The organism is Blautia sp. OF03-13 (assembly GCF_003460685.1).
GTDB lineage: Bacteria > Bacillota > Clostridia > Lachnospirales > Lachnospiraceae > Fusicatenibacter > Fusicatenibacter saccharivorans.
In genome coordinates this window covers 32067-47507 of record NZ_QTVR01000003.1, presented here as the reverse complement: position 1 = coordinate 47507, position 15441 = coordinate 32067, and the positions used below count along the sequence as shown (strand labels likewise).

Genomic DNA, 15441 nt, shown 5'->3' with positions numbered 1-15441 from the left:
TCTTTTCATAGCGACAGACAAGAATGCCGGCACTGAGAAGGAAAACGCCACAGATTCCAAAAAACAGAAGACCTGTCTGCACACACTCTATTACAGTACCCCATTCGGCAACAATGCGGTATCTGGCATAGCTGTGCCGGAGCGGCTGAAGCCATCCGAAAAAAGCAAATCCTCCGACAAGAACCAGAAGCTCATTTGGCACCTTTTCGGATTTTTCAGAAACAGCTGCTCTTTCTCTGCTTCCGCAGCGGCTCTTGCCTCAAACTGCATCTGCCGGGATTTTTCTATTTCATCTGTCTCGGACTTATCTGCGGCTGCCCCTTCGCTGCTTTTTGCTGTTTTTCCCGCTTTTTCCGGTTCGCTGCCGGCAAAAGCAGTCATTTTCGAGTTCCCGGTATTTTTTCGGAATTTCCATACCAGATACAAGGCTGCGGCTATGCCCAAAACGCCGACTACCGTCACTCCAATGCCGATACCCCATTCGATGTTGCGCCACATTCCCCACTCGAATTCACTGGCCCATTTCCGCAGAAGCTTTCCGCACAAAATCAGTACCATAGAAAGATCGAGAAGCATCCACAGCAGGATGCGTTTTTCAGTTTCCGTTAATTTTTTCAATTTTGTATCCAATTCCCCACACCACCTTTAAATATTTTGGATTTTTCGGCGTAATTTCGATTTTCTCACGAATGCGCCGGATATGAACCATGACGGTATTTTCTACGCTGTAAGCATCCTCCTGCCAGACCTGGCTGTAGATTTCTTCGGCTGAGAATACATAGCCGGGATGCTCCATCAGAAGCTCCATAATTTTGTACTCGGTTGCGGTCAGGCGAACAGGTTCACCGTCCACCAGGAGTTCTTTGGTGTTTCGGTTCAGCAGCAGACCGCCGTTTTTCAGGATATCCTGGCTTTGTGTGGTTCCGTTTGCGGCGCCTAAGGAGAAGTAACGGCGGAGCTGGGATTTAACACGGGCCATGAGTTCGGCGGTATTATACGGCTTTGTCACGTAATCATCGGCGCCCATCGAAAGTCCGATGACTTTATCGCTCTCTTCGGTTTTCGCGGAAAGCATGATAATCGGGATGTTGTTTTTTTCTCTTATTTTCATCAGGGCGGAAAGGCCGTTCATTTTGGGCATCATGACATCGAGCAGGATCAGATGGATCTGTTCGGTCATGAGGATGTCGAGTGCCTCCATGCCGTTGTAGGCTTTTTTTACCCTGTAGCCTTCCAGTTCTAATAGTTTGCCGAGAGATCTTACGATTTCCCGGTCGTCGTCTACGACTAATATGTTGTATTGGCTCATCTCGTTTTTCCCCTCTTGGTTCTATGGTGTTTATCATAGCAGAGAAAACGGAGATTATTTGGATAAAAAACTGACATTTTTCTTAAAATGTAATCCCCCATTACGTTTTCCTGCTTTTTTTACAAAAAAAACACTGATTGGTAGAATTGTAAGCTGGTGTAAAAAATAAAAACAAACGCATATAAATTAGTAAAAATGCCTGCCATAGCACCTGAAAATGTGGAAAAAGATAAAAAAAGTCAATATAAGTGGACAAAATACACAATATCAAACTGGGATTTTATTTGATATGATGTAAATATCACAAATAAGCAAAGAAAATGCGTAATAAAAACGCACAAAACAACGGAAAGGATGGGGAGCATGGCGAAGGAAAAGGTGAAAAAGAAAAGAGGACAGAAAATCACACCTGCAATTTTGTGGAAACAGCGCTGGCTGCTTGTAATGTCAGTACCATTTGTAATCTGGCTGATTATCTTCAAGTATATTCCACTTTGGGGATGGACGATGGCGTTTCAGGAGGTAAAACCGGCAACGTTCGCACTTCCGATCTGGGAGAGAACCTGGGTTGGATTTAAGAACTTTACAGATGCATTTAAAGACCGTCTGTTCACACAGACATTAATCAACACATTGGGAGTAAGCTTCCTTGACATCGCGGTTGGAACGATCGCAGCAATCGCATTTGCGGTTCTTCTGAACGAGATGTTCTTTATGAAGTTCAAAAAAGTAACGCAGACCATTTCTTATCTGCCGCACTTTGTATCCTGGGTTATCATTGCAAGTATTGCAAAGAATATTTTCAACGACGGCGGTGTTGTTGACAGTATCTTCGGCAAGAACCTGCACCTGATGAGTTCCAACTCACCGCTTATCTGGGTAACCATTATCCTGATCAACTGCTGGAAAGAGGTTGGCTGGAACGCAATTATTTATCTGTCCGCCATGGCAGGTATTGATCCTGGTCTTTACGAGGCCGCTGATATGGACGGTGCAAGCCGTCTGCAGAAGATCTGGCACATCACTCTGCCGGGTATCCGACCGACCATCATCGTACTGCTGATTATGAGTATCGGTGGCGCCCTGAACGTAGGTATGGAGCGTCAGATGCTTCTTAGTAACCCGCTGGTTGAGGATCACACGATGGTACTTTCCTGGTTCTCTTATAAGAGAGGTATTGGAAACAGCAACTACGGTCTTGGTACCGCAATCGGTGTATTCCAGTCTGCAGTCAGCGTTACCCTGCTGCTGATCGCCAATAAGATTGCCGGTCTGGTAGGCGAAGATAAACTTATGTAGGAGGACGCGAATATGAACAAGAAAGCAAAAAAATTTGACTACGTACTGGCGGTAATCTTCGTATTCCTCGTCATCATCACCATTTATCCGTTTCTGAACGTACTGGCGATTTCGTTCAACGATTCTACGGATACCATTAAGAATGTAAACTTCATCATTCCGAGAAAGTTTACATTAAGCAACTATAAATATGTATTTAAAGACGGCGGCATTGCAATGCCGGCTGTGATTTCTGTAGCAAGAACCATCATCGGAACAATCGTAGGTATTGTATGTACCTCGATGGTTGCTTACACATTAAGCCGCAGAGACTTCGTACTCCGCAAACCATTTCAGCTTCTGTTCGTTGTTACCATGTATGTCGGTGGCGGAATGATTCCGGAATACCTTCTGATTATCCGTACCTTAAAGCTGGGCAATAACTTCATGGTATACATTCTGCCTGGTCTGATGTGGGTTTATAATATGATTCTGGTCCGCTCTTATATCGACGGACTGCCGATGGCTCTGCAGGAGGCAGCAAAGCTCGACGGAGCAAACGATTTTCAGATCTGGTATAAAGTCGTTATGCCGCTTTGTAAACCGGTTATCGCAACCGTAGGTCTGTACTATGCAGTAGGTCAGTGGAACTCCTTCATGGATACTTACCTGTATGCGAAAAAACTCCCGACTCTGCAGTACAAACTGTATGAGATTATGAACCAGGCGACCATGAAAATGGACGTTCATGCAGGAACCAATGTACAGACGGCCGTAACACCAATGTCCGTACGTATGGCCGTAACGATTGTAGCAACTGTGCCGATCGTTATTGTATATCCGTTCCTTCAGAAATACTTTATCGGCGGTATGACACTTGGTTCTGTTAAAGACTGATAAAAAACAGTATTAAAAAATTTTTAGAAAAGATGATGTTTATTCCTGCCAGGCGAAAGAAAGAGTGCAGGATGACATAAACCATTTTAAGGAGGGCTTTTATGAAAAGAAAAGTAGTATCACTCATGTTAGTATCTGCTATGGTGGCCGGAATGCTCGCAGGATGCGGTTCCGACAGTGGCAGCAGCAAGGGAGGTTCCAGCACAGAGACTGGATCAGCGGCAGAGGCAAGTTCTTCAGGCGAGACAGCAGATGATGCAGATGACAAATCTCCGATTACCTTTGAGTATTTTAACGCTGATGGTAAAAACGGCAACTGGGATAACCCGGTAGCAAAAGCAATCACAGAGGCAACAGGCGTTACACTTGATGTTTCCTATCCGGTAGCATCCCAGGGTGATGCAAAAGAAGATGTTGCGCTGATGATCGCAAATGATGAGTATCCGGACATGATTTATGCAAAAGGCTCAGCAACGGATTTGTATCAGGCAGGCGCGCTGATTGATATGACAGACCTGATTGAAAAATATGGTCCAAACATCAAAAAAATGTACGGAGCAGAGATGGAAAAACTGAAATGGAGCCAGGATGATCCTGGAATCTATCAGCTTTCCTACGCAGGTGTAAACCAGAAAACCCTGACAACAGGCGGAAGCTGCCAGATTCAGTGGGCTGCATTAAAAGAGAACGATTATAAATATCCGAAGACACTGGATGAGTATGAAAAAATGATCAAGAGCTATCTTGCAGCACATCCAAAAACAGAAGATGGTCTGGATATGATCGGTATCACCATGAGTGCTTCTGACTGGCACTGGATGATTACCCTTGGAAACCCGGCAGGACTGATCGCTGATGCATCCCCGGATAATGGACAGTGGATTATTGACGACGAGTACAACGTACATTACAAACATGTAACAGATGAAGAGAAAGAATACTTCAAATGGCTGTGCCGTATGTACAACGAAGGTATCCTGGATCCGAACTTTGCAACGCAGACAGATGATGACTATATTGCAAAAGTTGCCAGCGGCCGTGTTGTTGCCATCACCGATGCTGAGTGGCATTACAGCCAGTGCGAAGCTACTCTGGTAGCAGATGGAAAAGTAGATCAGACTTATGTTGGACTTCCTGTAACCTTAAGAGAAGATCAGGTAGAAAAAGCCCTTCTGTATCAGGGAACTACCGTTGGCTGGGGTATTGGAATTACCAAGAGCTGTGAAGATCCGGTTCGTGCCATCAAATTCCTTGACTATCTGTGCTCCGATGAAGGACAGATCCTGTATCACTGGGGTATCGAAGGCGAGAACTACTTCCTCGATGATGACGGACAGCCATATCGTACCGATGAAGAAGTTGCAAAAGCTCAGTCTGATCCGGATTATGCAAAGAACACCGGTATTGACAACTACACTGGATTCCCGATCTACGGAACAGGTTCCTACTCTGAAGACGGATTCCCATACACTCCAACTACCAAAGAGTCTGTTATTGCAAACTACAATACAGCAGAAAAAGAAGGATGCGAAGCGATGGGATTTGAGATGCTGACCGACATGTTTGCACAGCCGGAAGAGTTCGATCTTCTTCCATACTCTGCACTGTGGGCATATCAGCAGCCACAGGAACTTGCTGAGAAACAGACAATTCTGGACGAAATTGCTTGGCCGGGACTTGTTAAATGCGTAACTGGTACCGAAGATGAGTTTGATGGAAACTGGGAGACCATGGTACAGGAGCTGACAGACAATGGTCTGGCAGATGCAGAAGAAGCTATGACAGAGTTCCTTGCTACCAAACTTGTTGATGTAGAGTAAGTAAAGCAAAAACATAAGGTTTTGCCGTTGAACGGAAGGCGGCATAAAAACATGGTCTGATATTATTAAATATCAGGCCATGTTTTAAAATACAGCGACAGTAATGGGAAATGTGAAACATTGTAAAAAGATAACAGTATATGGAAAATCTGCAAACAATTTCATGAGACAAAATCATAGGGAGGTTTTTGGAAAATGACAGAAAAGAAGGAGTTTCAGGTAAACAAAAACACACCGTTCTGGGATGCATCACTGACGGATCAGGAAAGAATCGACTGGCTGTTAAAAGAAATGACGGTCGAAGAAAAACTGGGATACCTCGCCAGCTCTTCCCCGGATCTGCCGCGCCTTGGCATTCCGGGAGTCTCTGTGGGCGGTGAGGCGGCACACGGCGTTGAGGGCAGAAACGATCAGAACGGTCTTGGAAAACCGGATGTGACAACATCCTTCCCACAGCCGATCGGTATGAGTGCATCCTGGGACCCGGAGCTGATCAGACAGGCCGGTGAAATAACAGGAACCGAGGCGCGCGTCGTATGGCACCGCCATCAGGGCCATGGACTCAGCAGATGGGCTCCGACCGTTGATCTTGAGCGCGATCCGAGATGGGGAAGAAACGAAGAAGGTTACGGAGAGGATCCTGTGCTGACCGGAAAAATGGCCGGTGCTTATATCCGGGGAATGCAGGGCGATGATCCGAAGTATCTGCGCTGTGCAGCGACCTTAAAGCATTTCTATGGAAACAACACGGAGGTCGGCCGCGGATGGAAAAATTCTTCCATTGACCCGCGGAACAAATATGAGCTGTATCTGGAGCCATTCCGCAGATGTATTGAGGATGGCGGCGCAGAGGGCATTATGACGGCATATAACAAGATCAACGGAACGATCGGTATCCTGAATCCGGAAGTGACCGATATTCTGAAAAAACAGTACGGTCTCCGTCACGTTGTCAGCGACGGCGGTGCGATGGGACTTGTCGTGAATCTGCATCACTATTTCGGACAGCATGCGGAGACGATCGCAACGGCGCTGAAAGCCGGTGTGGATGCCATGTCTGACGATCCGCGTATGGTAGAGCAGGCGGCACGCGAGGCATATGAGCTTGGCATTCTGAAAGAAGAGGATATGGACCGCTCTATTCGCTGTATGATGGAGACGAAGCTTCGTCTCGGCGTTTATGATCGGGAAAATCTGAATCCGTATGACCGTGTGACCGAGGACGATATCGATTCCCCGAAGGCACGTGAAATCTGTAAAGAGCTGAGCCGCGAATCGATCGTACTTCTGAAAAATGAGAACGGAGCGCTGCCACTTGACAAAGCCCTGAAAGCAGAAGATATTGCCATTGTCGGACCGCTTGGTGATGCATGGTATCAGGACTGGTACGGCGGAACGGCACCATACCGCACAACCTTCCTGCAGGGGATGGAAGTACTGAAGCAGGAGAACATTACATTCGCGGATGGTCTGGATCGCGTTGTTTTCCGCTGTGATGGAAAAGGTCTTGCCGTAGCAGAAGACGGAACACTTCAGATGGCAGATGAGCCAGATGTGTTTATCAAGGAATACTGGGGTGAGGGAAGCTATACGTTCAAGAGTGTCCGTACCGGAAAATACCTCGGTGCAAGACTCTCAGAGTCGCAGGGAGAAAAGCCGAAAATGGGACAGATTGCGGCAGACCGGGAGGAAGCCTTCGACTGGTTCGTGATGGAGATTTTCCACGTGGAGCCGCAGGAGGATGGCAGCGTTGTGCTGACCAACCGTTTCCATTACCCGGTTTATAAGGATGCAGAGGGATTTTTCTCCTTTGAGCAGACGGAGGGAATTCCGATTACGATGGAGGTTGTCGAAAACGGAATTGAAAAAGCAGTTGCTGCAGTCCGGGGCAAAAAGCAGGTTTTACTTGCGCTCGGCTGTAACTCCGTGATCAATGCGAAAGAGGAGATCGACCGCAACACACTGGAGCTGCCAGAGGAGCAGGAGATGCTGCTTGACCGGATCGCAGAGGTCAATCCGAATACCGTTCTGGTGCTGTTTACGAATTATCCGTACACACTTCAGAAAGCGATGGAAAAACTGCCGGCGATCATCATGTCTGCAACGGGAAGCCAGGATATGGGAAGCGCAATGGCAGAGGCTGTGCTTGGAATCTATGCACCGGCCGGCCGTCTGAATATGACCTGGTATGAGAGTATCGATCAGCTGCCGGACATTGACGATTACGACATCATCAAAGGAAAAAGAACGTACCGCTATTTCGACGGGAAGGAATTGTATCCATTCGGCTATGGCCTGACGTATACCACATTTGCGTATGAGAACTATAAGATTTCCTTAAAAGATGACCGTCTGCTGCAGATCTCTCTCGATGTGAGAAATACGGGCGCTACCGCAAGCGACGAGGTCGTCCAGATCTACGGTTCCGCTCTGGAATCCTGCGTAAAGAAACCAATCTGCCAGCTGCTTGATTTTGTCCGTGTGAAAAACATTGCCCCGGGCGAGACGAGACACATCGCACTGGAAATCCCGGTGGAGGAGCTTCGCTTCTACGATGTCATCAGCCGCAGACTGATGGTAGAAGAAGGAACGTATGAAATCTATGCGGGCGCATCCTGCAAGGACAAAGCCGTTTCCGCAGAAATCTTTATTCCGGGCGGAAAAAGGGGAGTACGCGATCTGAGTGCATTTACCGCGGCAGACCACTACGATGATTACGAGAACATGTATCTGACGGAAGGCCACTTCAATTTCAAGGCAGTCCGCGTGCAGGATGAGACGAAAGAAGGTGTTCTCGTTTACCGTGACTGTGATCTTTCCGATGCTGCTGTTCTGGCGCTTCATGTGAAGAGTGAACACGGCGGCAGTGTGGAAGCCTTTGTGGACGGTGTTTCGATGGGAAGCTTTACCGGTGACACAAGAACCTGTGAGTTCCGCAGCGCCCCGAAACTGGACCGCTATGCGGAGGAAGAAGTAAAAGAGCGCAACCGGTACCGCGAGCCGGTTTATGAGGATGTTGAAATTTCCCTCGCAGACAGACCGCAGACGGACGGCGTATCTGAGATCCGTCTTGTCCTGAAGGGAGATATGCGGATCTGCTATCTGCGTGTGCTGAAAAATAAGAGCACAGGAAAAATTCAGATGGGCGTAGCAAACTAACCAGATCATGTATTGTCTGAAAAAAGTATTGACAAATTGTGTGAATATGAATAAAATATTCCTGTAAAAACAAAATACGGAGATCTTCAGGGCAGGGTGTGATTCCCTACTGGCGGTATAGTCCGCGACCCGCTGCGATATCAAACAGCGGTTGACTCGGTGCAACTCCGGGACCAACAGTTAAAGTCTGGATGAAAGAAGATGAAATAAAATTTATTTGCATGGAAATATTTTTGGTGCCCTGAATTCAAGAAAAGGAATTCAGGGCACTTTTTTTCGCGGGCAACGAGCCAAAGTCCGTGCTTGCACGTGACCTTGGCGACTGCCGCGAAAATGAGTTCAAATTCGTGGAGCGTATTTGGACTCGTTACTTCCGGCAGAACCGGTCAAGATCTCCAGAAAAAAGGAGAAATGCAGTTATGAATGCACAGACAACAGCAAAACAGACATCAAAGATGTCGCAAATCGGAAAAACCCGTTACATGGTACAGGTGGCAATGCTCGGCGCCGCCGCAGTCGTATTGATGTTTTTTGACATCCCGCTTCCGTTTGCCCCGAGTTTCTACAAGATTGATTTAAGCGAAGTTCCGGTGCTGATCGGAGCCTTTGCGATGGGACCTCTTGCCGGAGCTGCGATTGAGCTGATTAAGATTCTGCTGAACCTTGTCATGAAAGGAAGTACCACCGCAGGTGTTGGCGAAGTAGCAAACTTCCTGATCGGCTGTGCGTATGTTATGCCGGCCGCATGGATCTACAAAACACAGAAAACAAAGAAAAATGCCATGATCGGTATGGCAGTCGGAACCGTATTTCTGGCAGCAGCCGGCGGTCTTCTGAACGCTTTTGTACTGCTTCCGGCTTATGCAGCAGCCTTTGGAATGCCGATGGATGCCCTTGTGGGAATGGGATCTGCAGTCAACAAAGCAATTACAAGCCTTCCGACCTTTGTTCTGTTTGCCGTTGTACCGTTTAATATCATCAAAGGTGTTGTGGTATCACTGGTAACCATGCTTCTGTACAAGCACATCAGCAGACTGCTGAAGGGTGAGGCGATGAATTAGTTCATCATTTCCGAAATCATTTCCGTAAACGGAGAATCCAATAAATACGTTGTAGAGAGACGGACAAAATGCAGAGAGAAATCCTCTGTTTTTTGTCCGTCTTTTAAAATTTTCGGGGAATGGCGGCAATGGATTGCCCACACAGGTCTTTTAGTAGTACAATGAAGCATAATCGATAAAAGAAAATACGCAGCGAAATTGGAAAGGAGCGCAAAAAAAAGAGATCCGCACATTGGCTGAAATCTCTTTTCTATCACATTTTAATATTGTTATTATGTCTCGAAACTGTTAAGCGCTTTCCAGATGTTCCATCACTTGAACGCCCCATTTAAAAAGGGCGGTTCGCATGGCAAAGGTCAGGACTGCGGTAAGCAGAATCATCACGCTCGTGGTGATGTGGATGTTGAGGTGAAGTTTTCCGTACAGCAGGTAGCCGGCTCCGATCAGGATTGCGCCGACGGTGAGGTCGATGAGGACGGAGATCAGGGAGCGGTTGTTGGATTTTATGGCGGCGGTTTCGTTTTCCCAGTTTAATTTCGGAAATGCAAGGTCAAAAAGGAGCTGTTCATAGTTGACGAACAGGGTAAATAAAACCGTGATCACCGTGGTGTAAAGAAGGGTCGCCGGGTGCAGACCGAAGACGACAGCAATCATGTTGAAGACCAGAGCGTACGGCAAGGTGCCAAGGAGACTGATCAGGATGCCGCTTACCAGCATGGCACGGATCTGGTCGTGATAGCTCATCGGAATGCATTTCATATAGATGTATTCGCTGCCCTTTCGGGACATCGCTGTGGCGGAGATCACGCAGAACATGGACATCATGACGGCGATTCCGGCGGCGGTAAGGACGGCAACTGCGACGGGCAGTTCCCCTTTCAGGAGGCGGAATATGGTGCCATCGGCGACAAGCCGGGTCCAAAGGCCGGTGGTTTTAGCCATGCCAAGGCTGGAAATGATTGAAATGAGGGCAATACCAAGCATGAAGACCGGCCAGATGAGAGGCATCAGAACACAATTCATGAACCAGGCCGGTGTGCGGTACAGTTTTTTCCATTCAATCATCGCATAGGTGCGGACCGGATTTTTGCTTTTGACGGTTCGGGTCACTTCTTCTTTGGATAAAATGCGTTTTTCGCTGGTGGTCTCGCTCATGCCGAGGACAGCCGGGAGGTAGATTTTCCAGGCGAGAGCGAAAAAGACAGCAAGGATGACGGCTGTTGTAGCGATGTAGAGTATCATTTTGAGAAAGGATGCATCTGCAAGGCTTCCGGTCATCAGGGCAGGTTCGGAAAAATGGTCCGGAAGGCGCGCAGAGTGCCCTTCTGGCTTTCCATCAGGTTCATGATATCCTGCATTTCAAAATTTCCGATACTGCGCGAAAATACGTTGATGCCGATCGCAAAAATCAGGGATGCGGCGAACCCGAGGTAGCTTAAGAAATCCTTGTTTCGGATATTTTTGAAAAGACGCATCACGAGCATCGTCAAAACTGCGGCGTAGACGAGCGGCACAACCGGGAAAATAAGGCAGGCGAGGATCATATTGATCCAGTAAAAAATGCCCATTTTGGCGCTGATCCCGTACCCTAACAGAAACGGAAAGAACAGCAGTACAATAAGATAGTATTCGTTCAGCAGACAGCAGAAGCCTTTCGCACCGACAATCTGCGCCGGGGTAAACGGCAGCGGCAAAAGCTTTACGAGGTCAGAGTCCATGTAATACTCGCTCAGAAACAGCGGCAGGCCATAGAAGAAAATGACCATCATGCCAATGGCACAGACGAACTCGATCAGCAGGGTTTCCAGCCCGAGCGGCTGCAGGAAGGTATAGCCGGAATATCCCAGAAGAAACAGTAAGACCGACACGGGAAGGAGGCAGACACCAAGCAGAAGGTATACAACGATACGTCCTCCGTCCGAAAATGCTTTCTTTTTTCCGCTCTTCTGATTGCTTTTTCCTGGTCCGCTTTTCAGAAGGAAACGGGTGAGAATCCATAAGTTACGCATGTTCGGTGATCTCCAGAAAGATATTTTCAAGTGTCTGATCCGGATAGGCCGCTTTTAATTCTTCCAGGGTACCCAGGTATACCTGGCGGCCGTGATGGATGATGGCGATGCGGTCGCAGAGTTTTTCCGCTACTTCCAGCACATGGGTGGAAAACAGCACGGCGTTTCCGGCATCGGCGTGTTCACGCATCATCTGTTTGAGCTCGTGCGCGGAGCGCGGGTCAAGGCCGGTCAGCGGCTCATCGAGAATCCAGACCGGCGGCTTGTGGATCAGTGCGCCCATTACCATGATTTTCTGACGCATGCCATGCGAGTAGCTCATGATACGGCTCGAAAGGTTCTCTTCCATCTCAAAGCGTTTTGCGGTTTCTTCGATAAAACGCTGACGCTCTTCCGTTCCGACACCGTAGATATCTGCCATAAAATTCAGATATTCAATTCCCCTGACGCGAAGAAACGCATCCGGGTCGTCGGGCACAAAACCGAACTGGCGCTTGGCTTCGAGCGGATCCTTCTGGATATCTTTTCCATTGATTTCAATCGTTCCCTCGGACGGCGCTAAGATACCGGTGATCATTTTTAACGTTGTCGTTTTTCCGGCCCCGTTAGGACCGATGAAGCCGGTGATCTTTCCATCTTCGATATCCCAGGAAAGATCATCGACGGCTTTTTTGCTTCCATCGCCGTAAATTTTGCTGACGTGGTTCAGACGAATCATGTTTTATTCCCCCTCTTTTTTTCTTGTAAAACGAAACTGTGATTCTCTTGCTTCGTTTCTAAAAACAGACTGCCCTTTTCTCACTCCGAAAGCTCTTATCCTTCCCTGCGCAGGAAAAGGAGTCAGGCGGATCTTCGCTACTTGCTTGATTCAGTTAAATTTCGAAGCACGGGCTGTGATCTTGTGTTTTTTTCAGTATGCATTCTTCTGCCAGAACTGTCAATCAGCGGAACGAAAAATACAGAATTTTGTAAGAACTTGTAAGACTTTTAGAGCGTGTCTGAAAAAAGATACCGCAAAGTGAAGCCTGCAGATTGCGGAAATGCTTTTTCAGACACGCTCCAGGATCAAATCCGATTTTACCCTCTACTTTTTCAGAATCACATCGATGACTGTATCGACTCCATCCGGCAATACCGGGTCTTCGCCGAGATCGGCGAATGCCATGGTCGGATAATCGCTGTGTACCCAGCTTGTGGAAACCGGGATTTCCGCGCCGGTTGCGACGTAGCGGATCGCCTGGATTTCTTCTTTTTTCACGCCGGGCAGCGGCAGCGGCCCAACGGTATTTTCATAGACATGAAAATACAGATGGTTTCCGTGGCGCGTCACACGGCCAAAGTCCGGTTTCTCAATACCGGCTTTTCCGCAGCCGTAAATGCTCTCTCCGTTTTTCTTCATCCACTTTCCAATCTCAGCCAGCCGTTCGATCGACTCCTCCGGGATATTTCCCCTGGCGTCCGGGCCGACATTCAAAAGCAGGTTTCCACCCTTCGATACGCACTCGACCAGCTTTTTGATCAGCATCGGTGCCGGTTTGAAGAAGTGGTCGTTGGCACAATAACCCCAGTGATTGTTCATCGTAACGCAGGATTCCCAGGCGATATCGTTTCCATTTACATCCTGGATGCCATTCGGCGGAATCATCTGCTCCGGCTCACAAAGTCGCCGTGGTACGGGGTCGGATTTCCGGCCGCCAGAGAACCGTAGCCCTCTCCGCTCACCTCGAGACGGTTGTCGATGATGACATCCGGCTGGAGCTTCCGCACCATATTGATCAGCTCTGTCGCTTTCCATGCTTCGCCGCGCAGCGTATCGTAGGAAAAGTCAAACCACAGCACATCGAGCTTTCCGTAGTTTGTGCAGATCTCGCGTACCTGATTGTGCATGTAGGTCAGGTAACGGTCGAAATCGCGGTCATCGTTTTTGTATGCCGGGTTGTTCCGCATCGGGTGATTCCGGTCACCGTAGTGCGGAAAATCGTCGTGGAACCAGTCGAGCAGGGAGAAATACAAACCAACCTTCAGTCCTTCTGCGCGGACGGCATCAACGTACTCTGCAACGAGGTCGCGGCCGCATTTCGTGTTGGTGGATTTGAAATCGGTATACTGGCTGTCGAAGAGGCAGAAACCGTCGTGATGCTTGGCAGTCAGAACCATGTATTTCATGCCGGCCTCTTTCGCCGCTTTTGCCCATTTCCGCGGCTCGAAATCAACGGGGTTGAACTCCTCGAAATATTTCATGTAATCTTCTTTTGGAATCTGCTCGGTACTCCGCACCCATTCTCCGCGCGCCGGGATGGCGTAAAGCCCCCAGTGGATAAACATGCCGAAACGGGCGTCGCGGTACCACTCCATCCGCCTGTCATAGGCTTCTCTGTCAAATTTGTACATCGTTTTGCTTCCTCCTGTTTTATTTTATATTGGTAATGATTCAGAGTACCATTTCGCATGGCTCTGAATCGTTACGTCAAGCGGATATTCGCAATCCGCTTCGCTACTTGATTCGATTAAATCTTAATTTTCACCCATTTTCCCTGTTTGAATCGGATCGTCGCAAAGATAAACCGCGACATCTGATCCGCCAGCACACCGAACCAGATTCCGACGATGCCAAGCCCCAGCGTGTAACCGCCGAGATACGAAACGATCGTACGAATAAATGTAACGCTGATCATAGATGCAACTGCCGTATAAAGCGTATCTCCCGCACCGCGCAGGCATCCCATGTAAATAACCTGACAGATCTGGAAAATGACGACGAAAATAATGACATGGATGATGCTGACACCGATTTCAATGATATGCTGTTCTTCGAAAAACAGACTGTACAGCCATCTTCCGCCGAAGAGATAAATCGCAACGAGGCATACTGCGATGCCCGCGCCGATCAGACGGCACGTTCTGCCGTACTCTTTCGCAAGATCCGGCTTTTTTGCGCCGAGGCTCCGGCCGATCAGTGCAACCGCTGCGGACTGGAGGCCGTCACCGAACGCAAACGAAAGCGACATAATATTCATGCCGACCTGGTGTGCCGCCATCGCATCGGTTCCCTGTTTGGCCGCCATGATCGCCGTCATCATAAAGCCGATCCGCATGAAAACCTGCTCGAAAAACACACTGTACCCGACCCTGACCAGGCTGATGAACGCTGCAATCGTCGGTTTAATTTTGTTCTTCAGAATATAGCCAAGATTCAGGAATCCGTCTTGCTTTGTGATGGAAAGGATGCTCATCACACATCCGACAATCGTTCCTGTGACGGTTGCCAGTGCCGCACCCTGAATGCCGAGTGCCGGGAACCCGAAATGGCCGTTGATCAGAAGATAATTCAGGATAATATTAATCGTATTTGATGTTACATTTGTGCGCATCGTGATTTTTGTATTGCCCGCACCGCGCTGTGCCGAGTTGATCCCCATCTGGATACAGTTAAAAATCATACCGCCCATGATGATACGGAAATATGTTACTGCGCCGTTATGCGTCTCCGCCGTTGAGCCGCACAGATGGATGATCGGACTTGCAAACGCCACAAATCCAACACTGAATGCAGCTGCCGCAAGGATAATAAATACAAGCGCAGTTACCAGAGTCTCATTCGCCGCACTCTGTCTTTGTTCCCCTCGCCGCCGCGCAACAAGGGCGGAAATCGACACATTCAGTGCAAAGAAAAACGCCAGGCCAAGCAGCTTCGGCTGTGTCGTCAGGCCGACCGCGGCAACTGCGTAAGAGCCAAGCGAGCTTACCATCAGCGAATCCACAAGACCCGCAAATGCAATAAAAAACGACTCCACGATCGCCGGCCACGCCATGTTGACGGCGGTCTGGAATGTGTCTTTGTGGTATTTCCCCTGTAACTTGTTTCCTAAGTACCCCATTTCTTTTCCTCTCTTTCGTCCCAATACCAA

At 48.4% G+C, this 15441-nt stretch carries 11 protein-coding genes, 1 pseudogene and 1 riboswitch; of the genes and pseudogenes, 5 read left to right on the top strand and 7 right to left on the bottom strand.

Annotated elements, in window-relative coordinates:
* Positions 1-90 precede the first annotated feature (90 nt).
* A complete protein-coding gene (locus DXA55_RS02810; RefSeq protein WP_117812983.1) occupies positions 91-630 on the bottom strand; it encodes a hypothetical protein in 540 nt (179 codons plus the stop codon).
* Positions 596-1309, bottom strand: coding sequence for a response regulator transcription factor (locus DXA55_RS02805; protein WP_117812982.1), 714 nt, complete (start codon positions 1307-1309; stop codon positions 596-598). Before DXA55_RS02805 ends, DXA55_RS02810 begins: the two co-directional genes overlap by 35 nt.
* Positions 1310-1672: 363 nt before the next feature.
* Between DXA55_RS02805 and DXA55_RS02800 the strand changes: the two genes are divergently transcribed.
* The 5 genes from DXA55_RS02800 to DXA55_RS02780 all read left to right on the top strand — a co-directional run bounded on the left by DXA55_RS02800 (position 1673) and on the right by DXA55_RS02780 (position 9524).
* A complete protein-coding gene (locus tag DXA55_RS02800) occupies positions 1673-2608 on the top strand; it encodes an ABC transporter permease (protein WP_173841824.1) in 936 nt (311 codons plus the stop codon).
* Positions 2609-2620: 12 nt separating this feature from the next.
* The gene (locus DXA55_RS02795; RefSeq protein ID WP_117812981.1) at positions 2621-3484 is read left to right on the top strand and encodes a carbohydrate ABC transporter permease; all 864 of its coding nucleotides are present in this window, start codon (positions 2621-2623) and stop codon (positions 3482-3484) included.
* A 101-nt stretch (positions 3485-3585) separates the two neighbouring features.
* Complete coding sequence (locus DXA55_RS02790; protein WP_117812980.1) at positions 3586-5304, top strand: extracellular solute-binding protein; 1719 nt, start codon at positions 3586-3588, stop codon at positions 5302-5304.
* 195 nt (positions 5305-5499) lie between these two features.
* A complete protein-coding gene (locus tag DXA55_RS02785) occupies positions 5500-8463 on the top strand; it encodes a beta-glucosidase (RefSeq protein WP_117812979.1) in 2964 nt (987 codons plus the stop codon).
* A gap of 78 nt (positions 8464-8541) precedes the next feature.
* Positions 8542-8670: riboswitch (FMN riboswitch) on the top strand.
* 212 nt (positions 8671-8882) lie between these two features.
* Entirely contained in the window at positions 8883-9524 is a 642-nt protein-coding gene (locus tag DXA55_RS02780; RefSeq protein ID WP_022461231.1) for an ECF transporter S component, read from the top strand.
* A 288-nt stretch (positions 9525-9812) separates the two neighbouring features.
* On the opposite strand, the gene DXA55_RS02770 is transcribed toward DXA55_RS02780, so the two are convergent.
* From DXA55_RS02770 to DXA55_RS02750, 5 genes and pseudogenes are all read right to left on the bottom strand, one after another.
* Positions 9813-10766, bottom strand: a complete 954-nt coding sequence (locus DXA55_RS02770) for a hypothetical protein (protein ID WP_147341986.1) — start codon at positions 10764-10766, stop codon at positions 9813-9815.
* Positions 10767-10801: 35 nt separating this feature from the next.
* Positions 10802-11533: a putative ABC transporter permease subunit gene (locus DXA55_RS02765; RefSeq protein ID WP_117812976.1), complete on the bottom strand. Its 732-nt coding sequence runs from the start codon at positions 11531-11533 to the stop codon at positions 10802-10804.
* Positions 11526-12251, bottom strand: coding sequence for an ABC transporter ATP-binding protein (locus DXA55_RS02760; RefSeq protein WP_055221955.1), 726 nt, complete (start codon positions 12249-12251; stop codon positions 11526-11528). The genes DXA55_RS02765 and DXA55_RS02760 overlap by 8 nt, the downstream gene beginning before the upstream one ends.
* Positions 12252-12617: 366 nt before the next feature.
* Positions 12618-13924: pseudogene (locus DXA55_RS19125) on the bottom strand (alpha-L-fucosidase).
* Positions 13925-14040: 116 nt separating this feature from the next.
* The gene (locus DXA55_RS02750) at positions 14041-15411 is read right to left on the bottom strand and encodes an MATE family efflux transporter (protein WP_117812975.1); all 1371 of its coding nucleotides are present in this window, start codon (positions 15409-15411) and stop codon (positions 14041-14043) included.
* Between the last annotated feature and the right edge of the window lie 30 nt (positions 15412-15441).